The sequence below is a fragment of the Flavobacterium artemisiae genome (genome assembly GCF_042678225.1).
GTDB classification, from domain to species: Bacteria; Bacteroidota; Bacteroidia; order Flavobacteriales; family Flavobacteriaceae; genus Flavobacterium; species Flavobacterium artemisiae.
The window spans coordinates 903,851-929,195 of sequence record NZ_JBHUDZ010000012.1; the positions used below are offsets into that span (position 1 = coordinate 903,851).

A 25,345-nucleotide genomic window follows, 5' to 3' on the forward strand; every position below is an offset into this window, starting at 1 on the left:
CTGTAATATAAGATTTTTTTTGCTTTTTTATAAAACAAAAAAACCACCCAACCCGAAGGTTAAAGTGGTTTCTCAAAAAAAAGCATGAATCGATCGATCGACTAATTAGCTCTCATTTTAATTTGTGATAAAGTATTTTCAATACTATTCAATTGTTTTGAAACTATAGAAACTTGGCTGTGTTCTAAGTGGTTTTCTTCGAGTGCATTTTTATATTTTTCGATAGCAGCTTCTTCTCCTGTTACACAGGCATTAATGATTGCTTCTGTGTCACCGCCTGTAAAAGATGATTTAATATCAATCCAAGTTCGGTGTAAAGCTCCTAATGGTCCTCCGCCGGCAGTATCTGTTGATTTTCCTAGTTTGTTGATTTCGTCTTGTAATTCAACAATAAATAAAGCTCTTTCGCGTGCGTATTCTAAGAAATCTGTTTTCATTGCTGGATTTTCTACATGCTCTGCTGCGTTAGTATATCCTAGTTTTCCGTCTTCAAGAATTGAAATTAATCCTTCTAAGGTTTTAACTGCTTCTTTTGTGGTTTCATCTGTATGTATCATGACAAATAATTTTTTGAAATTAATATATTACAAAGTTGGCACTTTATAAGTTGTTTTGTCTTATAGGATTACAATCGGTGTTTTATAATATTTTAGAATGGGAATTTTGAAAGTGATGTTTCTGGATGTAACCCAAGGTTGTCTTGTATCGTCAAAGTAAGCATCAATCATTAATCAATCACTTTATGAAAACAATTTCAAAATTCTTAATTATTGCGCTTTTGGTTTTTCAGAATTCATTTTCTCAAAATTTGGAAGCAAAAATAGACAGTCTAATTCCGCCAAAGTTTAAATCTGAAAATCCGGGAGCTGTTTTTTTGGTTGCAAAGAATAGGAAAGTGATTTATAGAAAAGCTTTTGGAATGGCAGATTTGGAATGGAACGTTAAAATGAAACCTGAATTTGTTTTTGAAATTGGGTCGATGACAAAACAGTTTACAGCAGTTTCTATTCTGATTTTGGCAGAGCAAGGAAAACTTAATTTGAATGACGAGATAACGAAATATATTCCCGATTATCCAACAAACGGAAACAAGATCACGATACATCATTTACTTACGCATACTTCGGGAATTAAAGATTTTACCAGTATGAAATCCATTAAAGATATTGCGAGAAATGATTTGTCGCCTAAGGAAATGATTGATTTTTTTAAGAATGAACCAATTGATTTTAAACCTGGCGAAAAATATAAATATTGTAATTCAGGATATGTTCTTTTAGGATATATTATTGAAAAGGTTTCAGGTCAACGTTATGAAGATTTTATTACACATCAGATTTTTGAGAAGGCGGGAATGAAGAATACTTTTTATGCTAATCATGAAAAGATCATAAAAAATAGGGTTTCTGGCTATCGTGATCGCGATGGATATGTGAATACAAATTATATCAGTTTTTCGATACCGTATGCTTCGGGATCAATTATGTCTAATGTCGATGATATGCTGGAATGGCAAAATGCAATTACGAAAAACACGCTGTTAAATCCGTTATTTACTGAAAAAGTATTTACAAATTATGGATTAAATGATGGATCAAAAATAGATTATGGTTATGGCTGGCACATCGAAAAAATAAAGAATAAAGTAGTTCGCAGTCATGGCGGCAGTATTTTTGGTTTTAAATCGATGGGAGTCTATGAACCCGAAGAAGATTTGTATGTAATTGGTTTGAGTAACTGCGATTGTAATTCGCCAACAGCTATTACTACAGCTATTGCTTCATTGCTAATTAACTAAAAACAAAAAAGGTGTGTTTTCTAAAACACACCTTTTATTTGCTATATAATTTTTTGAATTAAGCTGCTAAAGCTTCTTTAATTCTGCGTAAAGCTTCTTTTAAAATATCGTCGCTTGTTGCGTAAGAGAAACGAATACAGTTTGGATTTCCGAAAGCATCTCCAGTTACTGTTGCTACATTAGCTTCTGCTAAAAGATACATCGAAACATCGTTTGCATCTTTAATTTCGTGTCCTTTTAATGTTTTTCCGAAGAAAGAAGAAACGTCTGGGAAAACGTAAAATGCTCCTTCTGGAACATTGATTTTGATTCCTGGAATTTCTTTTAATAATCCAACAACTAAATCTCTACGTGTGTGGAATGCCTGAACCATGTGGTTTAATACGCTTGGGTCTGCATCTACAGCTGTAATAGTTGCGCGTTGTGCTACAGAGTTTGCGCCAGAAGTTACTTGCCCTTGAATTTTTGTGCACGCTTTTGCGATAAATTCTGGTGCTCCGATGTAACCAATTCTGTATCCTGTCATTGCAAATGCTTTTGCAACTCCGTTTACGGTAATTGTTCTTTCTAACATTCCTGGGATTGAACCAATACTGCAGAAAGTTCCTGAGAAATTGATGTGCTCATAAATCTCATCTGCAACTACATAAATATTTGGGTGTTTTTCTAATACTTTTGCTAAAGCTGTTAATTCTTCTCTGCTGTAAACAGATCCAGATGGGTTACAAGGAGAAGAGAACCACATCATTTTTGTTTTTGGTGTAATTGCAGCTTCTAATTGTGCTGGTGTAATTTTGAAATCTGTATCTACAGATGTAGGAACTTCAACAGGAACTCCGCCAGAAAGTTTTACGATTTCAAAGTAAGAAACCCAGTAAGGTGCAGGCAAAATAACCTCGTCACCGTCGTTTAACATTACTTGTGCAATGTTGTATAATGATTGTTTTGCTCCTGTAGAAACTACGATTTGAGTTGGTTTGTACTCTAATCCGTTATCTCTTTTGAATTTTCTGCAAATTACTTCTCTTAATTCTAAATATCCTTCAACTGGAGAATAGGTGCTGAAATTTTCGTCTACAGCTTTTTTAACTGCCTCTTTAATAAAGTCTGGAGTATTAAAGTCAGGCTCTCCTAAGCTTAAACTAATAATGTCTTTTCCTTGTGCTTTTAATTCGCGTGCTAAAGCAGCCATTGCCAATGTTTGCGAAGTCGCTAAGTTGTTGATTCTGTCCGAAAGAATATGATTCATTATAAAATTTTTGAATGTCCTTAAATTTGCTGTGTTGTTTAAGGAAGGTTAATTATTAATAGATTTTTTTAGTTTTATACTGATAATTCTGGTTTCATACCCAAATCACGTAAATGTTTAAAGTGAGCAATAATGGCACTTCGCATTGTTTTGTATTCGTAATATGGCAAGTTGCATTCTTTTGCAGTTTCTTTTACAATTTTAGCAATTTTACCGTAATGGATATGACTAATATTTGGGAAAATATGATGTTCGATTTGGTGATTTAATCCACCAGTGTACCAGTTTACAATGGCATTTTTAGGAGCAAAATTAGTTGTAGTAAACAATTGGTGAATCGCCCATGTATTATCCATTTCGCCTAAGTCGTTTGGAGTTGGGTTTTCTGTATGATCTACCACGTGCGCTAATTGAAATACAACACTTAAGATTAATCCCGCAGTATAATGCATTACAAAAAAGCCTAAAAGAACTTTCCACCATGTAATTCCAATTGCCATTGGTAATACAATCCAGATAGAAATGTAAATTAGTTTTGTAATTACTAAAGTTGTCCAAAGAATTTTAGGACTTTTAGGTTCTCCGTAAGATAATTTTCTTTTTAGGTAATTACGCATTTGTTTAAAATCGGTTGTAATAGCCCAGTTGAAGGTTAATAAACCGTATAAGAAAACAGAATAATAATGTTGAAAACGGTGAAAACTATGCCACTCTGCATGTTCTGTAAAACGAATAATTCTTCCTGCATCTAAATCTTCATCATGCCCAGGAATATTTGTATAAGTATGATGTAGAACATTATGCTGTACCTGCCAGTTGTAAACGTTTCCTGCCAGAACATAAATAGTTCCTCCCATGAATTTATTGATCCAGTTTTTGGTCGAATAAGATCCATGATTTCCGTCATGCATTACATTCATTCCAACTCCTGCCATTCCGATTCCGATTACAATAGATAAAAGAAGCATTACCCAAAACGGCATGTCAAGTGTAAGGATCAAAAAGTATGGTGTTAAAAACACAGCAAAAAGAATTACAGCTTTAAGATGTAATTTCCAGTTACCTGTTTTTTTGATGTTATTTTCTTTAAAGTAATTGTTTACCCTTGAGTTAAGGGTTCTGAAAAACTTCATGTTATCTTGCCTTGCAAATGTAGGTGCGCTGTTATTCATAATTATTTTAAATAGTTTTCAAAGGTAATTATTATAAATTTTCAATTTGCAAAATTGAGTTAAATATTTCAATCGTAAAGTAGTACTTTTGTTAAAAATTTATAGCAATGGATGAGATATTGAAATATTTTCCTGATTTGACCGACTTGCAAATCGAACAATTTCAAAAATTAGACTTTTTATACCACGATTGGAATGAAAAAATCAATGTTATTTCGCGTAAAGACATTGATTCCTTATATACAAAACATATTTTGCATTCTTTGGGAATTGCCAAAGTGATGAAGTTCGAACCTGGAGCAACTGTTTTGGACGTTGGAACTGGAGGTGGTTTTCCGGGAATTCCATTGGCAATTCTTTTTCCTGAAACTCGTTTTTATTTAATTGATGTTATTGCTAAAAAAATAAAAGTAGTTCAAGGAGTTGTTGATGCATTAGAATTAAAGAATGTAAAAGCAGAACAGAAACGTGCAGAAACGGTAAAAGGTGATTTCGATTTTATAGTAAGTCGCGCTGTAACCAATATGCCGGATTTTGTTTCTTGGATAAAAGACAAAATTAAAAAACAGCATAAACACACTTTAAAAAATGGAATCCTGTATTTAAAAGGTGGTGATTTAACAGAAGAATTAAAAGATTTTCCGAAAGCAACTTTGTATGATTTGACTTCAATTTTTGAAGATGAGTTTTTTGAAACTAAAAAAGTTGTGCATCTGCCTTTGAAGTTTAAATCTTAAATTTAAGATATCTATAAAATGTAAAACCACGGTTACTAAAGTGACCGTGGTTTTTTTTCAGAATTATTTAACCTACTTAATCTAAGACTGATTTACTGTCTTTTATTTATTTTTTGATCAAAACAAAATAGATTTGAACTGCAGTCGATTCTAGAAATAAAATTATGTAAGGCTTCTTTGGATTTTACTTCATCATACTTAAACGCTGCATCAAAAAAGAATTCTCGGCAAATAGAAGGTTCATTAGAGAAGTCATAAAATGAATTTTCAATTTCTACGGCTTTATTAAGATTTTGATTCGGAAATGTTTCAATCAAACCTTCCATAACATGATCAAACCACGCATCAAAATATTTCTTTTTAGGAGTTATATGTCTTGCCAATAAAACAAGTCCGACCAACTCGCTCTGAAGAAAATTGGAGCCTTGTTTGTAAAAAGTGTCGATCATACGTACATTCATTAATGCTGCCCAAATTGGACCATTTACAAAACCTAAAGCTGGGAAATCTAAATTCTCGTCAAAAACCAATGGTTTTGTATTTTTTGGATTTTCAATAGAACTCCAAATTGCTTCTATGCGCTGCTTAATTTCTTCGTTGCAAGTCCCAAAACCTTTAAATCTCCAATAAATCCACTCCAGAAGGGCTGCAGTAAGCCCCATAGCAGCTTTATGGCCAATGCTGTTAAGAAGATTTTCTAATTCATCATTTTTTTCTAAAGGATCAATTATATTTTCAATTGTTTTTTTTGTCCATTTGTAATTTAAAACATGTCCAAAGCTTTTGGCTTTTAGAATTATTTCAGGGGTATTTTTTAAATTTTCCATTCTATTGTTTTTTAAATTTATGATAGGCTCTATAAATTTTTCTTTTGATAAATTTTGGTTAGAAAATAGTTTATAAGATTTTTCAAAAGTAGCAGTAGAAAGGAAGTGTAAATTGCCTAAAAAGATTTAAAAGTATTAAAATAGGGTATTTTGGAAATGTATATATCTGGAAATCAATAAAATAAGAAAAGTATTACAAATTTGCTTATTGTTGAAAAGTGGAAAAAAATCGGGTATATTAATGATTTTTGTGTCTTTTTTTTATTGAAATAGTATTGTAACTTTTTGTTTTTGAGTTGTTTATTTGTTCAAATTTAAAAGATTTTAAAAAAGATTAAATGATTTTAGAAGCACCCTAAAAAACATTGAAAAACAAAAAAGCAGCAAAAAAATGTGATCGTGATTTTGTTATTATTTGGGAGTGTTTGTGTCTAAAAAAAAGAAAAATAAAGAATAATTCGAGAAAAAAACTTGCAATCAAAACAAATTTCTTTAAAGTCTTAACTGCAAAATAACAAAAAGCCGACTCAAAAAGAATCGGCTTTGTTACATAGACAAAGTTTCAAAAACTGAAACTTTAAACCTGAAACAAAATATTAACCTAAGAAAGGATATCTGTAATCTTCTGGAGTTACAAAAGTTTCTTTGATAGTTCTTGGAGAAGCCCAACGTAATAAGTTCAATGCAGAACCCGCTTTATCGTTAGTTCCAGAAGCTCTTGCTCCACCAAATGGCTGCATACCTACAACCGCTCCAGTTGGTTTATCATTAATATAGAAGTTACCAGCAGCGTTTTGTAATTTAGTAGTTGCTACTTCAATTGCATAACGATCTTGGCTGAAAACAGCTCCTGTTAAGGCGTACTCAGAAGTAGTATCAACTAATTCTAAAGTTTCTTCCCATTTAGCATCTTCGTAAACATAGATGGTAATAACTGGTCCGAACAACTCGGTTTCCATTGTAGTATATTTTGGATTTGTAGTTACAATAACCGTTGGTTCAATAAAATAACCCACAGATTTATCGTAATTTCCTCCAATGATGATTTCAGCATCAGCATCTTTTTTAGCTTGGTCAATATAACTTGCTAATTTGTCAAAAGAACCTTCGTGAATAACTGCTGTAATGAAGTTTCCAAAATCTTCTGGAGAACCCATTTTCATCGATTTTACATCTGCAGTTAATTGCTCTTTTACAGCTGGCCATAAACTTTGCGGGATATAAGCTCTAGAAGCTGCAGAACATTTTTGTCCTTGGAATTCAAATGCACCACGAGTAATTCCAGTAACTACTTGTTTTACGTTCGCGCTTGGGTGGGCGATGATAAAATCTTTACCGCCAGTTTCGCCAACGATTCTTGGGTATGTTTTATAATTGTGAATGTTTGCTCCAATTTTAGCCCAGATATCTTTAAATACATGAGTAGATCCTGTAAAGTGAACACCAGCAAAATCACGACTTGCTAAAACTGTATCAGTGATCATTAAAGCATCTCCGAAAACCACGTTGATAACACCATCAGGAACACCAGCTTCTTTGAAAACTTCAAGAATAATTTTTGTAGAAAAAACTTGGCTGTCACTTGGTTTCCAAACCACAACGTTACCCATCATTGCAGCACTTGCAGGAAGATTTGCAGCGATAGCAGTAAAGTTAAAAGGAGTAATTGCGTAAACAAATCCTTCTAGAGGTCTGTACTCTAAACGGTTCCAAACTGTAGAATCAGATTTTGGCTGATCGTTGTAGATTTGTGTCATGAATTCTACGTTGTAACGTAAAAAGTCAATTAATTCACAAGAAGCATCAATTTCTGCTTGGTGAATATTTTTAGATTGTCCGATCATTGTAGCAGCATTGATACGCGCTCTGTACGGACCAGCAATAAGTTCAGCAGCTTTTAAGAAAATTGCAGCTCTTTGTTCCCAAGCCATATTTGCCCATGCTTTTCTTGATTCAAGTGCATTTGCAATAGCTTTTTCGATATGTTGTTTTTCAGCTAAGTGATACTTTCCAACCACATGTTTGTGATCGTGAGGAGCTGTAATGTTTTTAGTATTTCCAGTTTTGATTTCTTCACTACCAATGTATAAAGGAACATCAATTTGAGAGTTCCACATTGTAGTATAAGCAGCCTGAACCGCTGCTCTTTCTGGTGAATTTGGTGCGTAACCTTTTACTGGCTCGTTTACCGCTTTTGGTACATGAAAGAATCCTTTAAGCATCTTATTTAAAATTAGTGAATTAGACAATTTAAAGTTCGACCATTCATTTTGTTACGAATAATCTAACGCTGCACAAAAGTACAAAGGATAAATTAATAAATTGACAATTTTATGATTAAGATAACGATAAAGGCAATAGTTTTAAACTATGTCTTAATTTAATGCAAAAGGAGCACACATTCTAAAAGTAGGAACAATTACTTTGAATGTTTTTGTCGTAGTAAAGTTGATCATATTAAAATGACCTTTCATAGCGCCATAAGGAGACGATAACAAACAGCCAGAACTATAAGTATGATTTTCTCCTGGTTTTAAAACTGGTTTTTTACCAATTACACCTTCGCCGTCAACAACCTCCAAGTCGTTTAGAGAATCAAAAATCTCCCAGTGACGTGAGGTTAACTGTACAGAATCTTTGCTGTGATTTTCAATGGTAACTACGTAACTAAAAGCAAAGTGAATCTTATAGTTCTTGAAGTAAGTACCTTCAAAACTTGTTAAAACAGATATTTTTATGCCTCTTGTAATTTGAGAAACCATACTAACGCAGTATATATGTGTGTGTTATAGTGGCAAAGCTACAAAAAAAAATCTTGTAATCTAGAACCTTAACATTGTTTTAATTGACTATATTGATAGAGTTTGCATTTCCTTTTCCGATAACACGCTGATATCGATCGGTTGCCTCTTTATAATAAACCAAAATAGTATACTCATTTTCGGTCTGATAGAAGTTCCCGTCAATCGCATTTTCGTAGTCGATCACGCCTTTTTTATCAGCAACAGTATATTGAAAATTCGTAAATCCCTGCTTAATCATAACGGCTTTTTCAAAAACACCTTTGTCGCTGTTATAATCCATTTTGTATTCTGGCGAAAGGCTGTAATTATTGAACATTCCCGTAATATAAATATCTTTGTTTAATCTAAAAGCGGGAGCAGAAAGCGTAAAATATACCCAAGCATAATCGGCTTCTATATCATTGTTAGAACCATTGATATTCTTCACGACAAAATTTCCGTTTACATCTTGATACAAAGTATAAATCTGATTTCCTCTTGCAGCGTTGGTGTATAAATAAGCATTGTAAATATCGTTGTTAGAACCTATACGTCCTACATTGTTATTTGCAGCGCGAATATCTTTATTTTCAAAATATAAAAATTCATTACCGCCCCAGAACTGTGTTTCCTTATCATATTTATAAACCAGTTGATTCCCGATAGTATATTGCGGCACAATATTTTTGATGGCAGTATTAAAATTTCCGTTTTGTAATAAAAGGACTTTTACATTTTGCAATGGCGTTTGAAAAACAATATCATTAGACAAAATCGCAAAATCTAGATTTTGTTTGTAATCAATATTAGTCAAATTTCGGCTTCTTTTTACCTGCGCCGTAACCGTTGCGTGATCTTCATATAAAATAAATTTTCTCGAAACCACAACTTCTTTATCTTCATTTAAAATTCGCAGCATATAATTTCCAGAAAGACGCAGCTGCGTTGTAAACTGGTTTGGAAATGAAAGTCTATAATGCGAATAAATCTGAAGCGTATTAAAAGAATTAGAATAATCCATAATTCTTTGATTATCTAAACCAGAAATATAATCTGTTTTCGGAATTTCAGTTTGTTTCCAGTTGTAATCGCAATGAATGACTTCGAAATAATAATTGGCTTCGTTAGCAAATAAGTCATCAAACTGAAAACTGAAAGAAGAACCCAATTCGAAAATAGGAACGACATTACTTCCATTTTGAACAAACGAAACCGTTTTAATGTTATAAGGAGGTTCAACTTCAGTTTGTACTTGTTGCGCAGTTATTGAAGTATATACGAAAAAAAACAGCAGACTCTGATATAAAAATTTTGACATCTTATTACGTTGTAAGATTGTAAATATACAATTTATCTAACGTAATAAGATGTCATTTATTGAAAGCATTTTCTTAAGAACCTAAAATGTATTCCAAATTACTTTCGATTTCTTCATTTATAAAACTTTCTTCTAAAAGCGAATCGGATAAAAGTTTTTTGTTTTCCTGCAGATTGATGATTTTTTCTTCAACTGTATTTTTCGAAATAAAACGAATCACATTTACCTTATTCATTTGTCCGATTCTATGTGCACGCCCGACGCCTTGTTTTTCTGCGAAAGGATTCCACCAAGGATCCAGAAATAAAACATAAGAAGCTTTTGTAATATTCAAACCAACACCTCCGGCTTTCAGCGAAATAAAAAATAACAAAGGTTCTTCTTTTTCCTGAAAACGTTTTACTTCTTGCTCTCTTTTATTGGCTGGCGTTTCTCCGGTAATTTCGCAATAGCTTATTTTATTTTCTTTACACCAATTGGTATAAAAACTCAAATTGGTTACAAACGAACTGAAAATAATAGCTTTCTGCTTTCCTTTAACCAAACTTTCCAAATAATTGGTAACCGCAATATATTTTCCAGAATCAATGTCAGAATCCTGATCGACCATTTTCGGGTGATTACTTAATTGACGCAACTTCATCAGCGTATTAATAATGCTGATTTTATCTGGTGAACCGTCAGTTTTCAATAAAAAGTTACGGGCTTTGGATTTTTCCTGCTCGTATAATTTTTCCTGTTCAGGATCCATTTCGCAGTAATAAATCTGTTCTGTTAATTCTGGTAAATCCTTTAAAACCTGTTCTTTTGTTCGCCTTAAAATATAAGGCTGTATTAGATTTTTTAATTCGTTTAAAACCTCTTCATTCTGTTTTTTCTCAATCGGAATTTTAAAGTTTTCTGCGAAAAAATTATAACTGCCTAAAATATCCGGATTGATAAATTCCATTTGTGACCATAAATCATCAAGCGAATTTTCGATCGGCGTTCCGCTCAAAGCAATTTTATGAATCGTATTGATTTTGTTAATCGCTTTAAAAATCTTAGAATTTTTATTTTTAATGTATTGACTTTCGTCTAAAATCAAATAGCGGAAATTGTATTTTTCTAAAATTGAAATATCTCGGTGAATAATACTGTAACTCGTAAAAATCAAATCAGACGATTCTAATCTGCTCGTCAATTGTTTTCTGTCGTTCCCCACATATTGAATTCTCGAAAAATGCGGCGTAAATTTTCCAGCTTCATTATACCAGTTAAAAATCAACGAAGAAGGTAAAACAATTAACGTTTTTAGCGGTTCTCTTTCGATAGTGGTTTCATTCGCAAACAAATCAAAATTGGTAGTTTTGGTTTTAAAACCCAATTGTTCCTGAACGGCAACCAGAACCGATAAAGTCTGAAGCGTTTTTCCCAATCCCATATCATCGGCAAGGCAAGCGCCCAGATTAGAATTAAAATGACCTAAAAGCCATTTTACACCTTCAACTTGATACGGTCTTAAAGTTGCTTTTACCAAATCAGAAGCCACATATTCTGCTTCTTGAACAGGATTTGCATCGTTTTTGAGTTCTGGAATGGTATCTAAAGCAGTAAAATTACTTTTACGCAAAAGAAGATTGCCGTTTTCTGTTTTGGCAAATTTTGCCAGCGAACTGTATTTACTAAACCATTCTAACGGAATCAAAAAGTAGTTTCCATCTGGCAGTAAAAACAATCTTTCTTTGCTTTTGATGTTTGGAATAATTTCACTGAAATTAATTGTGTAATTTCCAATCGTAATAATAATTTTAATGTCAAACCAATCTTCTCTCGTAGATTGTGAAGCTGTAACAATATGGTTTTCGGCTACAATTTCTTTGCTTTCTAGTTTTAGATTTTCAATGGTAAAACCTAAATTTTCCAGATCTTCTTTGTGATCAATAATTAATTGAATATTGAGATACGGATCTTCAATTTCTGTTTCTGGATTCAAACCAAATAATTCGTTTTTGATTTTTATTAAACCAATTTCTTCTAATTTTTTGGTGTATAAAACCTCAACTGCACTTCGCTTAAACTGAATTATTTTAGGCTCGTTCGCTATCGCAAAATCTACAAATGAATGTGTTTTTTTGGTTTTAGAAACATCAAAAGAATAACCATCATAATCAAAATAAAGATTGAGATAATAACAGTTTTTAAAGAAATCATAAACGGGTTGAATCGTACACGAAATGATTTGGTCTCGAAGTTCAATCTCAAAACCATCCGCTTCAATGTCAATCTTTTTAGCAATTTCGGGAATAAAACTTTTGAAATAATTATCGACTAATTTCGATGGAATTTCAATTGATTTTTTCTTTAAAAATGGCGTCAGTTTTTTTGCATTGAGTTCCTTTAACTTTCCTAATTTTTTGTCGATAATCAGCCAGCCGGGTTCGTCTAAAAGAATTTCTACATTTTTGTTCATTGGCAGAAATGTAGTTTCGTTTTCTTTTAAAGAAAGGGTATAAGTAATTCCTTCAGCATGTTTATCAAAATGAATCTGCGGTTCAAATTCAAGCGCTTCTACGCTGACTTTTGAACGATAGAAATCTTTTTCTGGTCCGATATTCAAAGACAACGGAAATTGTTTCTGCACAATTAAACTGTAAAAAGAAGTCAGATGAAATTTTAAATGCTGGCGAATTGCAAATTCAATTTTAGAATCTTTTTGCAGATCCGCAATAGATTTAGCCGATTTGATTTTCGCACTGAATTTCTTGAAGATGAATTCAGGTTTTAAAGAATCACATGCCGTTAAAATCTTTTTTGTATTCGGATTTAAATTTTCAAAAACAAGACCGAAACTTTCAAGAACGTCGTTGCTTGCTTTTTTATTTAAATATTTGATTTCGTCGATTCCTTCGACAATGTAGGCCGTTGGAAGATAGACATTCAGATTTTTATCAAAACTGATGTCAAAGCAGAATTGAAATAAGTTTTCCAAGATTAATGGTTTGGTTTTGGTAGAATTTTGGGGAATTCTGTTTGGTTAAAAAATAAAATACTAATCATTAAAAAGAAAAATTCTATCTAATGATTAGTACTTAAAATGCTTTTTAAATGAACTTATATCTTAATATGGTTCGGAAAAATCTAGTTTTCAGGCTTAAAGCAAAGCGGTATAATTTCGCCTTTCGCTAAACAATATTTTTCAACTAATTCTGGTGTGATTTTATTGGTATAATCTTCTTCGATTACGATAAAACCAATGCTTCTTAGTTTGTCAAAATAATCTCTTCCGTAGATACGAACGTGATCGTACTGACCAAAGATTCTAGCGCGTTCTTTTTGATCTGTAATAGAATCATCTGCAAAAGTAACGTCCCTATTTAAATCCTGTGGTATTTGAAGAACCGCCATTCCGCCTGGTTTCAAAACGCGGAATAATTCCTGCATCGCTTTTGTATCATCTGGAATATGTTCTAAAACGTGATTACATAAAATCACATCATATTCGTTGTCTTTAAAAGGAAGATTACAAATATCTGCTTTTACATCTGCCAAAGGCGAAAACAAATCGGTTGTAGTATAATCCAGATTTTTCTGCTTGCGGAATAACTTGTAAAAAGCTTGTTCTGGCGCAAAATGTAATACTTTTTTTGGTGCCGTAAAAAAATCAGTCTGATCATTTAAATACAGCCAAAGTAAACGGTGTCTTTCTAAAGAAAGTGTACTTGGCGAAAGCACATTATTACGTTGCTTTCCGTATCCGTAAGGCAAGAATGATTTAAAACTTCTTCCATCAATAGGATCCGTAAATTTATCTCCTTTTAATGAAAATGCTAAAATCGGACGGGCCACATAACTCAAACGAATTAATAATGGGCGGGGTATTGTATTTAAAACTAATTTAAAAAGTTTTTTCACTGTTAAATAAATTTGAACACGAATTTCACTAATTGACACGAATTACCGTTGCGGTGAAATTTCACGAACCTTGATTTGGGTTAAAGTATTATTCTTTTGTATTTAAGGCTGTCTTCTCCAAAATTGACTAACAAACCAAGTTTGTTTTTTGAAGCAGCCAAGTAATTTAATGTTTGTTTAATTTCACTTGTTGAAAGTGCTGTAATTGCTTTTAATTCTAAAATAATTTCATCAAAAATAACAAAGTCAGCAAAATAATAACTCGGTAATATAATGTCTTTGTAAACGATATTATATCTTAATTCTCTGTTATACGGAATCTCATTTCTTTGAAACTCATATTCTAAAGCATCGCCATAAACCTTTTCATTGTGCCCTTTCCCTAAAATTTTATGGACTTCCATACAAATCCCAATAATTTTATAGGATTCCTCTCTTAAATATAATTCACTCATTTATTTCGTTTTAGTGTAATTTTTAGGACAACACTAATCCGTGATAATTCGTGAAATTAGTGTTATAAAATAAGTGGTATTTGTCTGAATTCGTCTTCTTCATTGCTTTCGATTCCTAAAGCTTTGTAGATATATTTGAAAGTGGACAATAGCTCTGGTTTTCCGTCAATTAAAGCTACATCATGTTCGAAATGCGCGCTTGGTTTTCCGTCAGCCGTTAAGATTGTCCAGCCGTCTTTTAATTGTTTGATGTTTCTTGTTCCCATGTTGATCATAGGTTCGATAGCAACCACCATTCCTTCAACAAAAAGTTTTCCTCGGCCTTTTTTACCATAATTTGGCATTTCTGGTTCTTCGTGCATTTTTTGACCAACACCATGTCCGACCAATTCGCGAACAACGCCGTAACCGTGAGCTTCAGTATATTTCTGAATTGCATTTCCAACGTCCTCAACGCGGTTTCCAGCTTTAAATTCGCGGATACCAACATAAAGAGATTCTTTAGTAACTCTAAGAAGTTTTTTTACTTCTGGAGCTACTTCGCCGATTTCAAAACTATACGCATGATCTCCGTGGAAACCATTTTTAAAAGCACCGCAATCCACCGAAATAACATCACCGTTTTTAAGCGGAACATTATTTGGGATTCCATGAACAACCTGCGCGTTCGGACTCATGCAAAGTGAATTTGGGAAATCGTACAATCCAAGAAAACTTGGAATCGCACCGTGATCACGGATAAATTCTTCCGCTAATTTGTCAAGATATAATGTAGTAACTCCTTCTTTAATTTCAGAAGCAATCATTCCTAATGTTTTTGATACGATTAAGGCACTTTCGCGCATTAATTCAATTTCTTCTCTAGTTTTTTGGATAATCATATTTTTCCCATTTTCAGTTCGCAAAAGTACAACTTTTCATGTGATTTTCATGTGATTTTTTTCGCCTCGAATTTCACAAATTTACACGAATTGCTATTTCGGAATTTAGAAAGGAAAAATTAGTGCAATTCGTGTAATTCGTAGCAACTCCTTTTTTAACTTAATTTTTTCATCAAAAAGCCTTAAATTAGTAGTAAAAACGTTTACAATCATGGAAACTATAACAGATCAAGATATAATAAAAGTAAAGGCTTTAAGAAAAATGAAGCAAAATGCTTTGGCGCTTTTAGGAATTGCAGTGCTTCTTTTTATTGTTGCGATTTATTTTAAAATCCCAATACTTCAAGCTTTTAGTGAAGCGGCAATGGTAGGCGGAATTGCAGACTGGTTTGCAGTTGTGGCATTATTTCGTCACCCGATGGGAATTCCGATTTGGCATACAGCTATTATTCCGACCAAGAAAAATGAGATTGGAGAAAATCTCGGAAATTTCGTTTCGGAAGAATTTCTAAATCGAGAAAAATTAGAAATTAAATTGGACGAATTCAACTTTGCCAGTAAAGCATCAGATTGGCTTTCGCAGGAAGAAAATGCCAATAAAGTGGCCAATGTTGTAGCTGTAAATATTATTCCTGGAATCTTAAAAGCGATAAAAGATGAAGATATAAAACGATTCATTCAAGTTCAATTTAAAGAAAAACTCGAAGGCGTAAATTTTGGAGATTGGGTTGCAGTTGCATTAGAACCTTTGCAAAAAGGAGATTTGAAAAACCAAATGCTGACAAATCTTCTAGAGGTAATGAGCAGCGAATTGACCAATAATAAAGATTTAATTCGACAAAAAGTAAAAGCTTCAACACCGTTTTTGAGTTTTGGTCTTGCAGATAAAAGCATTACAGAAGGCGTTTTTAATGGTTTGCAGGATTTTTTGAATGAAGCTAAAAGACCTGAAAGCGAAGTACGTCTAAAAATTGACGAATACATTTTTAATTTCTTAGAAAAAGTAAAAAACTCAGAAGAAATGAGAATCAAAATTAACGATATGATTTTAGGTTTCGTCGGAAAAAAAGAAGTTCAAGATTATATTAACGGAATTTGGGATGAAATAAAACTTTCGATAACAACTGATTTAGAAAAAGGCGACGATTCATCCATCAAAAACAGCATTGCAGGGTTAATTCAAACTTTTGGAAATGGATTGAAAGAAGATAGAGTAATGTTTGAAAAAATAAACAGTTTTATTAAAAACGATTTATTATCGGTTCTTCTGAATAATAAAAAAGTAATAGGAGATTTGATTTCATCAACAGTAAAAAGTTGGGATGGTAAAGAGGTTTCGGAAAAACTGGAATTAGAAATAGGAAAAGATCTTCAATATATCCGAATAAACGGAACTTTAGTTGGCGGATTTATCGGACTTGTAATTTATGCTGTTGAGCAATTGTATCATTTGATTCTTTAATAAAAAAGTCCCATAGGGACGACATATTTGTAGAAAAAGATGATACATCGTTATCAGCCCCAGCGGGGCTAAATATTTTCTCGTAAAATGTGTAGCTCCGCTGGAGCTTTTTTTCGAGGGAATTTTGTTTAGCTACAAATATTATACTCCGAAGGAGTATTGATAGGTAAAAAAAAAGAGGCGAATTCTCTTGAATTCGCCTCTTTTATGAGTTATGTTTTAAATGAACTTATATCACTTATATGGTTAAAAAACATTACAAAAGCGAATGACAAGTCATTGCGTTTGGCTGTTGTACGCCCATCAATTCTAAAATAGTAGGAGCGATGTCGCCTAAAACACCATTGTTTATGTTTTTCAAATCTTTGTCAACCAAAATGATCGGCACCGGGTTTGTTGTGTGAGCTGTATTCGGGCTTCCATCAGGGTTGATCATTGTTTCGCAGTTTCCGTGATCTGCAATTACAATTGTAGTATAATCATTGGCAAGAGCCGCTTCTATAACTTGTTTTGCACAAGCATCAACCGCTTCGCAGGCTTTAATAGCTGCTTCCATAATTCCTGTGTGTCCAACCATATCTCCGTTTGCAAAATTTAAACAAACGAAATCCACTTCTCCTTTGTTTAATTCAGGAACAAGAGCATCTGTAAGTTCGTAAGCACTCATTTCTGGTTTTAAATCGTAAGTGGCCACTTTTGGAGAATTTCTTAAAATACGAGATTCACCTTCAAACGGAACTTCGCGTCCGCCAGAGAAGAAGAAAGTCACGTGAGGATATTTCTCTGTCTCTGCAATACGAATTTGTTTTTTACCCGCTTGTTCTAAAACTTCACCAAGTGTTTCAGTAATATTATCTTTATTGTAAACTACTTTTACGTTTTGGTATGTTTCGTCATAGTTTGTAAGCGTAACATAATACAAGTTTAATTTGTGCATGTTTTGCTCGTGGAAATCTTGCTGCGAAAGCGCTTCTGTAAGTTCACGTCCGCGGTCAGTTCTGAAATTGAAGAAAATCACAACATCACCTTCCACAATAGTTGCAAGAGGTTTTTGCTCTTCATCAACGATAACAACCGGAGCGATAAACTCGTCTGTTACGTCATGTTCGTAACTTTCTAAAACGCTTTTTACAGGGTTTGTAGACGGAATTCCAACTCCATTTACCACTAAATCGTAAGCCAATTTTACGCGTTCCCAACGTTTGTCGCGATCCATTGCATAATAACGGCCAACAATAGAAGCGATTTTTACTGGAGTATCTTTAATGTAATCTTCTAAATCATGAATGTATTTTGCTCCCGATTTTGGATCAACATCACGACCGTCTGTAAAGGCGTGAACATAAACCTGATCCAAACCATATTCTTGAGAAGCATCAATTAGTCCGCGAAGGTGTGAAGTATGTGAGTGAACACCACCATCTGAAACTAATCCTAAAAAGTGTACTTTTTTATTGTTGTCTTTAGCATACGTAAAAGCATCGATAAGAACTTGCTCTTTTGCTAAAGTTTTGTGCTCTACAGCTAAATTAATTTTGGCTAAATCTTGATAAACAATTCTTCCTGCACCAAGATTCATGTGTCCAACCTCGCTGTTTCCCATTTGACCTTCTGGTAAACCAACATTTAAACCGTCGGTTCTAAGCTGTGCATTTGGGTAATTTTTGTAAAGGCTGTTTATAAAAGGAACATTTGCATTGTCGATTGCAGATACTTTAGGGTCAGGAGATTTTCCCCAACCGTCTAAAATCATAAGGATAACTTTTTTGTTCATTACTTTTTGTTTTCTACAAAGATAAGTGATTTCTAAAATGTTCAAGAAAGTCGTCGATACAATTATGTTTAATAAAATGAAGCAAGTAAAAAAATACTAATTTAATTGCAGAAGTCTGAATTTTTTAAAATTATTTCACGCTACGCTCTCTTTCTAACTTTATTTTTGACAGCATTGTAGTCAATAAAGTATTTTACGCTGACAGAAAAGATGTGTTTTAGAGCATCATTATTCAGTAATCCAGCAACATTATGCCTGAAATCTTTGTCAATTACGCGCTCAAAGTTGGAAGCATTGTTTCGGTACAAAGCAGAAAGCTGACTTCCTGGAGCAAACCACCAAGAAAATGACAAATCGGTATTCCAAGAATAAAAACTGGAATTTTTGTTGGTTGTAAACTGCGGATAAGGCGTAAGAGTCCCGTCTGGCTCTAACTCCAGAATGTTTTTATTATCGGCATAAGACCAATACTGGCGAACTGCAAGATTAATCGTTATGGCGCTGTTTACAGCGTATTTTCCACTCAAAGTATTAGAATAGGTAATCACATTTCTGTTGGCAAAAACGATGGTATTTGGTGAGCTTTCGTTATCATCGTCATCTACGCTGTCAATATACCCTTTGTTGTTGTTTCTTCTAAAATAGCTAAAGAAATAAGTCAGCAGTAATTTATCGCTGAAACGGTATCTCGGACCAATATCAAAACCGTATGATATTCGTTCGGTTTCATCAAAAACATTAAAAGTTCCGTTTAAATCAATCGCAAATTTATGGTTGTAATTAGTCGAAATGCTTCCCCAAGATTCTATTCTTCGTGGAATTGCAACATATCTCCCGTCTACACGCGGTTCGTAATAATCGTAAATTTCCAACGGATAAAAAGTGATTCCTCCACCGTAGTAATTATTTTTTACGGTTGTTAAGTTAACATTTGCATTGATATTATTATCCTGCAATTTTCCAGATTCTTTGTTGAATTCTGAATACATATTATAATTAATACTAAACTTATTGAATTTCTTAGTCGGATTCAGGATTCTATAATTAGCGTTTCCGTAAAAGTTGTAATAATTGGTATAGAAGTTAATTCCCAAATCATTCGGATCAAAATCTTTACTTACATAATCAGTTCCAAAACTGTAACGATAGTTACCACTTGTTTCGGCAAAAGTAACAGTAGAATAAACACCTTTCTTATCTTCGGTATCGTTTATTGTGCTGTATTTTACATTTCCGAACAAGCTGTAAGTATTTGCTTTTGTATTTAAATCCCAAGCCAGCCCCGTTACGTTTGCATCTCTAAAACCGCCGTTTCGAATTACATTTGTATTAATTAAAGTAACCGATGAATTTTTGCGAAAGCGCTGATCCAAAACCAAAACATTATAATTGGTTAATGGTTCTACCACTACACGTCTGGTTTCTCCAGTAATAGTATCTTTTATAGAAGCAAAAGTTTTTTCGGTAACAGCATTTAAGATTCCAACACCTAAACCGTTTTTGGTTCTTCCAGAAACTTTTAAGGCATTTACAAGATTTACGGCTTGTGGAAATTCGGTTACTTCTTCATTATCTTTTAGTTCAGGATCTGTTGAAGGGCGCCCGCCGATTCTTCGTGAATAGAACATGTTTCCTTTACTAAACAAATCGGTACCTTCAGTAAAAAAAGCCCTATTTTCATTAAACTGCTGCTCAAACGGACCAAGATTCAAAATCTGATCATCGTATTTTGTCTGTCCGAAATCGGGAATTAAAATTGCGTCAAGCGTAAAAGCATCTGTAATTCCGTATTTAATATCCATTCCGCCTTTAATTGTTCCGTATGTTTTTTGTCCGTCTGCTGCATTCAAATAATAAGAAGCATAAGGCATCAAGAATAATCGAGTAGGAGGTTTGATGTTTTCAATTCCTTCAAGAAGACCATTTTGTTGGGTAAAAGTTCCAATTTTGGTATCAATCAGATTCCAGGTATATTTTTTACGCTCGCGTTTAATTTCCCTAAAAAAATTGATTCCCCACGTTTGTTTATTTTCACTAGAAAAACGCAAAGCAGCATACGGAATTTTAATTTCTACCGCCCAGCCTTTTTCATTCAAAACCGCTTTGCTGATCCAGACAGCATCCCATGAATAATCTTCTCCGTAGGCATCGGTCATAATACAATCGCCCTGAACATCTGCCGCAGAAACGAAAAACTCAAAGTTTTGCTGACCGTCATTAAAGCCATTTATAAATACGCCAAAAATATCTGCAGTTCCAAAATTATCACGCTGCGAGATTTCCTTTAAAATCTTATTCGGTTCATCGTCATACATCATCGCGCCTATATAAATGGCGTCGTTATTATATAGAACTTTTACTTCGGTTCTTCTGTTTTCTGGAATAAGTTTTCCGTTATCGGGTTCGAACATTAAAAAATCAGAAGCGGGAAATGCATTTTCCCAAGCAGGTTCATCTAGCTTTCCGTCAATAGATATAGACTGTGAAGTTACCTGCGCCTGAATTGTTTTTTTTTGATTCTGGGCATAACTACACAAGCAGGAAAAAAGAAAGCCGAAGAAAATGATGTTTTTCATTGAATTTTTGAATACGAATAATTGCAAAACGCCTTTAATATAAAAATAATAGACAGCATTTTGTTTTACTTGTTACACTTGAAGTTTCAAAATTCCCACTTTTTTTTCTTTTTTTTAAGAAAATCCTTCTTTTTCTTATGATTGTTAGCAGAAGAAAAAATCTTACAGAAACAACATTTTTATGTTAATAATGTTAAAATTTCAACAAAAAAGGCCTGAAAATCAGCATTGTATTTTGTCAAGGGTGAATTTTTTATACTTTTGCCCTACCCAAATTTTTTGTTTAACCTAAAGAAATTCAATGATTTACAAAATTTATCCGTTGTTTGTGTTTTTGTTATTGTCTTTTGGAAAAGAGTCTAAAAACACTACTGATCTTAAAAAAGAAGCAACTGTAAAAACAATTGCTAAAGTTGAAAAAGTTGCAGTTGACGCTAAAATTGAAAGCGTTTACAATGCTTTAAATCCGAACAATTATAAAATGCCTGAGCTTAAAACGTTCTCTGAAGCTTTGAAAGGATTTTATTTATTGAAAGACAAAGGAGTTATTAAAAAGAACATTTTAACTCTAATTGATTTTAGTTTGTCTTCAAACTCTAAACGTTTGTGGGTTATTGATTTAACAACCAATACCATTTTATTCAATTCGCTTGTGGCGCACGGAAGAAACACTGGAGAAGAATTTGCTACGGCATTTTCAAATCTTAATTCTTCTTTCAAAAGCAGTTTAGGTTTTTATGCTACAGGAGAAATTTACCAAGGAAAGCACGGTGCTTCTCTTCGTTTAGATGGATTGGAAAACGGTGTTAACGACAATGCACGCGAAAGAGGTGTTGTTATGCATGGAGCAGATTATGTTTCTGAATCTTTTATCAGAGATCATAAAAGATTAGGCAGAAGCCAAGGTTGTCCAGCAGTTCCAGTAGAATTGACGGATGAAATCATTCAATTAATAAAAGACAAATCGTGTTTGTACATCTATCATCCGTCAAGAAGCTTTGCGATGGAGGAGAGATTAATCTCTTAATTTAGAATACAAATCAGCATCTAAATCATAAATATCAGCTCTGAATAAGAGCTGATTTTTTTTGCTCCAAGCTGTCCAGTACCATTGGTATAAAGCATAGTTTTTAGTGATTTTGACACTTGTTGTTTTTTTAGAAGCAATAATAGTGTCAATTCTATCTTGTGGCCAAGTACCTTCATCGTCCAAAATATGTTGTGCCAATTCCAGTGGATTTTCCACACGAACACATCCAGAACTCAAAGACCTGTTGTTTCTTCCAAAAATATTACGATGATTGGTATCGTGAAGATATACGCTGTAATGATTCGGAAACATGATTTTCATTAAACCTAAAGAATTATTGTAACCTGGACTTTGAACATAACGATATCTATTCGGTTTGTTTTCGTTCCAGGCTGAAGGCTCCACAATGTTTCCAGAAGAATCGTAAATAGTGATATTCTTTTTAGCCAAGTAATTGCGGTTTCGTTTCATGGCAGGAACCACATCTTCTTTTAAAATAGTAGGCGGTACCGTCCACGTAGGATTAAAAACAACAGTTCTCAGTTTTGAAGTTAATACAGGTGTTTTCCTTTTATTTGTTCCAACGGCAATATTTCGAACCAAAGTTGTGTCTTTATTCTCAACAACATTTAGACTGTAATTGGCAATATTAATGATAAAGTAATTTTCTGCAAATTCTGTAGAAAACCATCTCCATCTTTCTAAATTAACAATAATCTGCTGTCTGCGATGTTCTTTAGAATAATTTAAAGCTTTAATTGTTCCAGCACCAATAACTCCGTCAGGTTCTAAACCATGTCTTTCTTGGAATCTCTTCACAGCCTCAAAAGTTTTTTGATCGTATATCTGAGTTAAACTGTCTTTTCCAGACATATCTTTCCAGAATAATAGTCTTTTTTTGATAGCAATTAAGGCATTACTGGTATCTTTTAAATTTAACTTTACAACACCTTCTATAGACGGAATATCTTTATCGTCAGGAAAATCTTTAATGATTTCTAATGATTTTAAAAGCTCTTTGTAAGTTTCTGCTTTTGGCTGTATGTTTTCGACAATGCTGTCTAATTTATTTCTATTAAAAGCTTTTACTAAAACAGTATTTACATCAAAAGTCTTTTCTTCTAAATCCCAATTACCATACAGTTTTTTAGGGTCTAGTTTTCCTTTATATAAATGATTAAGGTATTTTTCGAAATTATAAGTCAGTAAAATGTCATAAGTAGCAAGATCTGTATCGCTCAAAGAACTGATTCTTTGTTCGAATTTTTTCAACTGCGAAAATTTGTAATCTTCAGGTTCTAATCCTAACGCTTCTGCTTTTTCAAATTGAGATAAAACATAAGTTCTTTTTTTTAAATTTCCCCAGACAGTTTTGTTTTCAGAGGCCAAATAAAACTGTTTCAGCGTTTCGCTTTTATATCGGCCAATTGCGCCCGTATCGATCTCTACCGTTCTTTCGTCAGTAAGTATAATGGCTGGTACAGTTTTTTTTACTGTAACAGGTTTGGTTTTTGGAGCTTCTTTTTTGCATCCAATAACAATCAATAATAATAATGACAAAAGGTAAAGTTTCTTCATAAATTCTATAATTGCTTAAACATTAAATAATGTTCTCCGACATCTTTAATGTCAAAAGGTTCTCCTGCTACTTGATAATTCATTTTTTTATAAAACCCAACAGCGGCAGTTCTAGCGTTAAACCAAATTAAATCAACATTTTGACTCTCGCAATAGTTTTCGCAATGTTTTACCAGGGCTTCTCCAAAACCTTTTTTCTGATGATTTTCGAGAACGGCCATACCGCGAATCTGTGCTTGGTTTTCGGCGGCAAATATAGTATTGATTTGTTTGAATAACGAAATAATTCCTATTAATTTTTCATTTTCAAATAATCCGAAGTGATGTGTTGTTGGTAAATCATCGCCTTCAAAGATGCAACTTTCTATAGGTTTTCCTTGTCGAAGTACAGGTTGGCGTACGGCATAAGTTTCTTGAGACGGGATTTCTTTAATTGTATTCATAAAATTTGTAAAATAAATGAAATTATAACTTTTTAATTTTAAATCAGTTATAAATAATTGTTGATTTTAATTGAATTTTTTTGCAAAAATACTTGTTTTGAACTTAACTTTCTCTTTATATTTGCACCACCAATGCGAAAGTAGCTCAGTTGGTAGAGCTCCAGCCTTCCAAGCTGGTTGTCGCGAGTTCGAGCCTCGTCTTTCGCTCTAAGAAAACAAAAACTTAAAAGTTTAGTTTTTTAGTCAAAAGTAAATAATTTTTGATTTTTATTTTTTAATAATAAAAAATTGTTTATATTTGCACCCTGTTAATGCGAAAGTAGCTCAGTTGGTAGAGCTCCAGCCTTCCAAGCTGGTTGTCGCGAGTTCGAGCCTCGTCTTTCGCTCTTCAAAAGCCTCAAACATTGTTTGAGGCTTTTTTGTTTTTATATCCTTTTTGAACCATATAAGTTATATAAGTGATTTTAAGTTTTGCTTTGACTTAAATTTTAAATGAACTTATATAACTTATATGGTTCAAAAAAGAAAATTATTTTAAAGTGCTTAAGTCGCTTTCTGCTGGTAGTTCTTGCGGTTCTTGATTTTGAGTAAAAAGTCTTGCAGATAGATTTCCTTTTAAAGTAATCTTGTCGCCTTTTACTTCCAGCCAGCTTCCTTCTCTTAATCCTAAAACAGGAATCGAATTAAAAGCGTGAAATTCTTTAATTCTCGTTTCGCGAGTTTCTCCCATATGTTTTGACTGAAGATCTGCATCTAAATAATGCGGATTAAGATTGAAAGGAATTAGACCTAAAGTCTGAAAACTTGGCGGGTAAATGATAGGCATGTCGTTTGTGGTCTGCATTGATAAACCGCAGATATTACTTCCGGCGCTTGAACCTAAATAAGGTGTTCCGTTTTTTACAGTCTCGGAAAGTAACTGCATTATGTTGTTTTTGTATAGTTGTGTTACCAATAAAAAGGTATTACCGCCGCCAGTAAATATTCCCTCGGCGTCTTTTACAGCATCCTGAGGATTTTCAAATTCGTGAATACCTTTTACTTTAATTCCAATTGTAGTGAAAACCTGCGCCGCTTTTTGAGTGTATTCATCATGTGAAATTCCTCCTGGCCTTGCATAAGGTATAAAAAGTAAGCTTTTACAGTTTTTAAAATGTTCCTGTAAAGTAGGAATTATATATTCTAGATAACTGCCGCCATGCAGTGTCGAAGTACTGGCAATAATGATGCTTTTCATGATTTTTATCTCAAAATTTTAATGAGCTAAAGATATTAAAAACTCTCTCTTTGGTATGTTTCTTATTATTTTAATTAACATATTTTTACCATGTCCTTAATACTATATTGGCAGGACATTAAGATATTTTT

At 33.2% G+C, this 25,345-nt stretch carries 20 protein-coding genes and 2 tRNA genes; 6 read left to right on the forward strand and 16 right to left on the reverse strand.

All coding sequences use genetic code 11. From position 1 onward, the window contains the following. Positions 1–101: 101 nt before the first annotated feature. Positions 102–557: a ferritin-like domain-containing protein gene (locus ACFSC2_RS14570; RefSeq protein ID WP_379814688.1), complete on the reverse strand. Its 456-nt coding sequence runs from the start codon at positions 555–557 to the stop codon at positions 102–104. Between the two features lie 185 nt (positions 558–742). Here ACFSC2_RS14570 and ACFSC2_RS14575 point away from each other — a divergent pair, with 185 nt between their 5' ends. Then, a complete protein-coding gene (locus ACFSC2_RS14575; protein WP_379814686.1) occupies positions 743–1,798 on the forward strand; it encodes a serine hydrolase domain-containing protein in 1,056 nt (351 codons plus the stop codon). Positions 1,799–1,856: 58 nt separating this feature from the next. On the opposite strand, the gene ACFSC2_RS14580 is transcribed toward ACFSC2_RS14575, so the two are convergent. Continuing rightward, positions 1,857–3,047: a pyridoxal phosphate-dependent aminotransferase gene (locus tag ACFSC2_RS14580; RefSeq protein ID WP_379814685.1), complete on the reverse strand. Its 1,191-nt coding sequence runs from the start codon at positions 3,045–3,047 to the stop codon at positions 1,857–1,859. Positions 3,048–3,121: 74 nt separating this feature from the next. Beyond that, the gene (locus ACFSC2_RS14585) at positions 3,122–4,219 is read right to left on the reverse strand and encodes a fatty acid desaturase family protein (protein ID WP_379814684.1); all 1,098 of its coding nucleotides are present in this window, start codon (positions 4,217–4,219) and stop codon (positions 3,122–3,124) included. A gap of 107 nt (positions 4,220–4,326) precedes the next feature. On the opposite strand from ACFSC2_RS14585, the gene rsmG reads away from it, so the two are divergent. Further along, positions 4,327–4,956, forward strand: a complete 630-nt coding sequence (gene rsmG, locus ACFSC2_RS14590) for a 16S rRNA (guanine(527)-N(7))-methyltransferase RsmG (RefSeq protein WP_379814683.1) — start codon at positions 4,327–4,329, stop codon at positions 4,954–4,956. 92 nt (positions 4,957–5,048) lie between these two features. Here rsmG and ACFSC2_RS14595 read toward each other — a convergent pair whose 3' ends face one another. The 8 genes from ACFSC2_RS14595 to map all read right to left on the reverse strand — a co-directional run bounded on the left by ACFSC2_RS14595 (position 5,049) and on the right by map (position 15,114). Beyond that, positions 5,049–5,783 carry a hypothetical protein gene (locus tag ACFSC2_RS14595; protein WP_379814682.1) on the reverse strand — a complete coding sequence of 245 codons (735 nt, stop codon included), beginning with the start codon at positions 5,781–5,783 and terminating at the stop codon, positions 5,049–5,051. 596 nt (positions 5,784–6,379) lie between these two features. Continuing rightward, positions 6,380–8,005, reverse strand: coding sequence for an L-glutamate gamma-semialdehyde dehydrogenase (gene pruA, locus ACFSC2_RS14600; RefSeq protein WP_379814681.1), 1,626 nt, complete (start codon positions 8,003–8,005; stop codon positions 6,380–6,382). Between the two features lie 153 nt (positions 8,006–8,158). After that, complete coding sequence (apaG, locus tag ACFSC2_RS14605; protein WP_008467225.1) at positions 8,159–8,545, reverse strand: Co2+/Mg2+ efflux protein ApaG; 387 nt, start codon at positions 8,543–8,545, stop codon at positions 8,159–8,161. Positions 8,546–8,624: 79 nt separating this feature from the next. Beyond that, complete coding sequence (locus ACFSC2_RS14610) at positions 8,625–9,884, reverse strand: type IX secretion system plug protein (RefSeq protein ID WP_379814680.1); 1,260 nt, start codon at positions 9,882–9,884, stop codon at positions 8,625–8,627. 73 nt (positions 9,885–9,957) lie between these two features. Beyond that, on the reverse strand, positions 9,958–12,855 hold the full coding sequence (locus ACFSC2_RS14615) for a DEAD/DEAH box helicase (protein ID WP_379814678.1): 2,898 nt from the start codon (positions 12,853–12,855) through the stop codon (positions 9,958–9,960). 149 nt (positions 12,856–13,004) lie between these two features. Then, positions 13,005–13,778: a class I SAM-dependent methyltransferase gene (locus tag ACFSC2_RS14620; protein ID WP_379814677.1), complete on the reverse strand. Its 774-nt coding sequence runs from the start codon at positions 13,776–13,778 to the stop codon at positions 13,005–13,007. 80 nt (positions 13,779–13,858) lie between these two features. After that, on the reverse strand, positions 13,859–14,233 hold the full coding sequence (locus ACFSC2_RS14625) for a GxxExxY protein (protein WP_379814676.1): 375 nt from the start codon (positions 14,231–14,233) through the stop codon (positions 13,859–13,861). 62 nt (positions 14,234–14,295) lie between these two features. Next, the gene (gene map, locus ACFSC2_RS14630) at positions 14,296–15,114 is read right to left on the reverse strand and encodes a type I methionyl aminopeptidase (protein WP_379814675.1); all 819 of its coding nucleotides are present in this window, start codon (positions 15,112–15,114) and stop codon (positions 14,296–14,298) included. A gap of 211 nt (positions 15,115–15,325) precedes the next feature. Here map and ACFSC2_RS14635 point away from each other — a divergent pair, with 211 nt between their 5' ends. Further along, positions 15,326–16,576, forward strand: a complete 1,251-nt coding sequence (locus ACFSC2_RS14635) for a DUF445 domain-containing protein (protein ID WP_379814674.1) — start codon at positions 15,326–15,328, stop codon at positions 16,574–16,576. A 256-nt stretch (positions 16,577–16,832) separates the two neighbouring features. Here the strand turns inward: ACFSC2_RS14635 and gpmI are convergent, their stop codons facing one another. Together gpmI and ACFSC2_RS14645 are read right to left on the reverse strand one after the other, a co-directional pair. Continuing rightward, on the reverse strand, positions 16,833–18,350 hold the full coding sequence (gene gpmI, locus ACFSC2_RS14640; RefSeq protein WP_379814673.1) for a 2,3-bisphosphoglycerate-independent phosphoglycerate mutase: 1,518 nt from the start codon (positions 18,348–18,350) through the stop codon (positions 16,833–16,835). 140 nt (positions 18,351–18,490) lie between these two features. Further along, on the reverse strand, positions 18,491–20,926 hold the full coding sequence (locus ACFSC2_RS14645) for a DUF5916 domain-containing protein (protein ID WP_379814672.1): 2,436 nt from the start codon (positions 20,924–20,926) through the stop codon (positions 18,491–18,493). A gap of 301 nt (positions 20,927–21,227) precedes the next feature. Here ACFSC2_RS14645 and ACFSC2_RS14650 point away from each other — a divergent pair, with 301 nt between their 5' ends. Continuing rightward, complete coding sequence (locus ACFSC2_RS14650) at positions 21,228–21,953, forward strand: murein L,D-transpeptidase catalytic domain family protein (RefSeq protein ID WP_379814671.1); 726 nt, start codon at positions 21,228–21,230, stop codon at positions 21,951–21,953. Here ACFSC2_RS14650 and ACFSC2_RS14655 read toward each other — a convergent pair. Further along, on the reverse strand, positions 21,942–23,534 hold the full coding sequence (locus ACFSC2_RS14655; protein WP_379814670.1) for a L,D-transpeptidase family protein: 1,593 nt from the start codon (positions 23,532–23,534) through the stop codon (positions 21,942–21,944). The two genes, ACFSC2_RS14650 and ACFSC2_RS14655, sit on opposite strands and share 12 nt — an antisense overlap. A gap of 5 nt (positions 23,535–23,539) precedes the next feature. Then, positions 23,540–23,977: a GNAT family N-acetyltransferase gene (locus tag ACFSC2_RS14660; protein WP_379814668.1), complete on the reverse strand. Its 438-nt coding sequence runs from the start codon at positions 23,975–23,977 to the stop codon at positions 23,540–23,542. A gap of 134 nt (positions 23,978–24,111) precedes the next feature. On the opposite strand from ACFSC2_RS14660, the gene ACFSC2_RS14665 reads away from it, so the two are divergent. Then, positions 24,112–24,184: transfer RNA gene (locus ACFSC2_RS14665), tRNA-Gly, on the forward strand. A 106-nt stretch (positions 24,185–24,290) separates the two neighbouring features. Continuing rightward, positions 24,291–24,363: transfer RNA gene (locus ACFSC2_RS14670), tRNA-Gly, on the forward strand. A 143-nt stretch (positions 24,364–24,506) separates the two neighbouring features. On the opposite strand, the gene pepE is transcribed toward ACFSC2_RS14670, so the two are convergent. Beyond that, positions 24,507–25,214 carry a dipeptidase PepE gene (pepE, locus tag ACFSC2_RS14675; RefSeq protein ID WP_379814667.1) on the reverse strand — a complete coding sequence of 236 codons (708 nt, stop codon included), beginning with the start codon at positions 25,212–25,214 and terminating at the stop codon, positions 24,507–24,509. Positions 25,215–25,345 lie beyond the last annotated feature (131 nt).

What these genes read in the sequence shown, in the direction of transcription:
- ACFSC2_RS14570 (WP_379814688.1), bottom strand. Translation starts at nt 557, where the DNA reads ATGATACATACAGATGAAACCACAAAAGAAGCAGTTAAAACCTTAGAA.
- ACFSC2_RS14575 (WP_379814686.1), top strand. Translation starts at nt 743, where the DNA reads ATGAAAACAATTTCAAAATTCTTAATTATTGCGCTTTTGGTTTTTCAG.
- ACFSC2_RS14580 (WP_379814685.1), bottom strand. Translation starts at nt 3,047, where the DNA reads ATGAATCATATTCTTTCGGACAGAATCAACAACTTAGCGACTTCGCAA.
- ACFSC2_RS14585 (WP_379814684.1), bottom strand. Translation starts at nt 4,219, where the DNA reads ATGAATAACAGCGCACCTACATTTGCAAGGCAAGATAACATGAAGTTT.
- rsmG (WP_379814683.1), top strand. Translation starts at nt 4,327, where the DNA reads ATGGATGAGATATTGAAATATTTTCCTGATTTGACCGACTTGCAAATC.
- ACFSC2_RS14595 (WP_379814682.1), bottom strand. Translation starts at nt 5,783, where the DNA reads ATGGAAAATTTAAAAAATACCCCTGAAATAATTCTAAAAGCCAAAAGC.
- pruA (WP_379814681.1), bottom strand. Translation starts at nt 8,005, where the DNA reads ATGCTTAAAGGATTCTTTCATGTACCAAAAGCGGTAAACGAGCCAGTA.
- apaG (WP_008467225.1), bottom strand. Translation starts at nt 8,545, where the DNA reads ATGGTTTCTCAAATTACAAGAGGCATAAAAATATCTGTTTTAACAAGT.
- ACFSC2_RS14610 (WP_379814680.1), bottom strand. Translation starts at nt 9,884, where the DNA reads ATGTCAAAATTTTTATATCAGAGTCTGCTGTTTTTTTTCGTATATACT.
- ACFSC2_RS14625 (WP_379814676.1), bottom strand. Translation starts at nt 14,233, where the DNA reads ATGAGTGAATTATATTTAAGAGAGGAATCCTATAAAATTATTGGGATT.
- map (WP_379814675.1), bottom strand. Translation starts at nt 15,114, where the DNA reads ATGATTATCCAAAAAACTAGAGAAGAAATTGAATTAATGCGCGAAAGT.
- ACFSC2_RS14635 (WP_379814674.1), top strand. Translation starts at nt 15,326, where the DNA reads ATGGAAACTATAACAGATCAAGATATAATAAAAGTAAAGGCTTTAAGA.
- gpmI (WP_379814673.1), bottom strand. Translation starts at nt 18,350, where the DNA reads ATGAACAAAAAAGTTATCCTTATGATTTTAGACGGTTGGGGAAAATCT.
- ACFSC2_RS14645 (WP_379814672.1), bottom strand. Translation starts at nt 20,926, where the DNA reads ATGAAAAACATCATTTTCTTCGGCTTTCTTTTTTCCTGCTTGTGTAGT.
- ACFSC2_RS14650 (WP_379814671.1), top strand. Translation starts at nt 21,228, where the DNA reads ATGATTTACAAAATTTATCCGTTGTTTGTGTTTTTGTTATTGTCTTTT.
- ACFSC2_RS14655 (WP_379814670.1), bottom strand. Translation starts at nt 23,534, where the DNA reads ATGAAGAAACTTTACCTTTTGTCATTATTATTATTGATTGTTATTGGA.
- ACFSC2_RS14660 (WP_379814668.1), bottom strand. Translation starts at nt 23,977, where the DNA reads ATGAATACAATTAAAGAAATCCCGTCTCAAGAAACTTATGCCGTACGC.
- pepE (WP_379814667.1), bottom strand. Translation starts at nt 25,214, where the DNA reads ATGAAAAGCATCATTATTGCCAGTACTTCGACACTGCATGGCGGCAGT.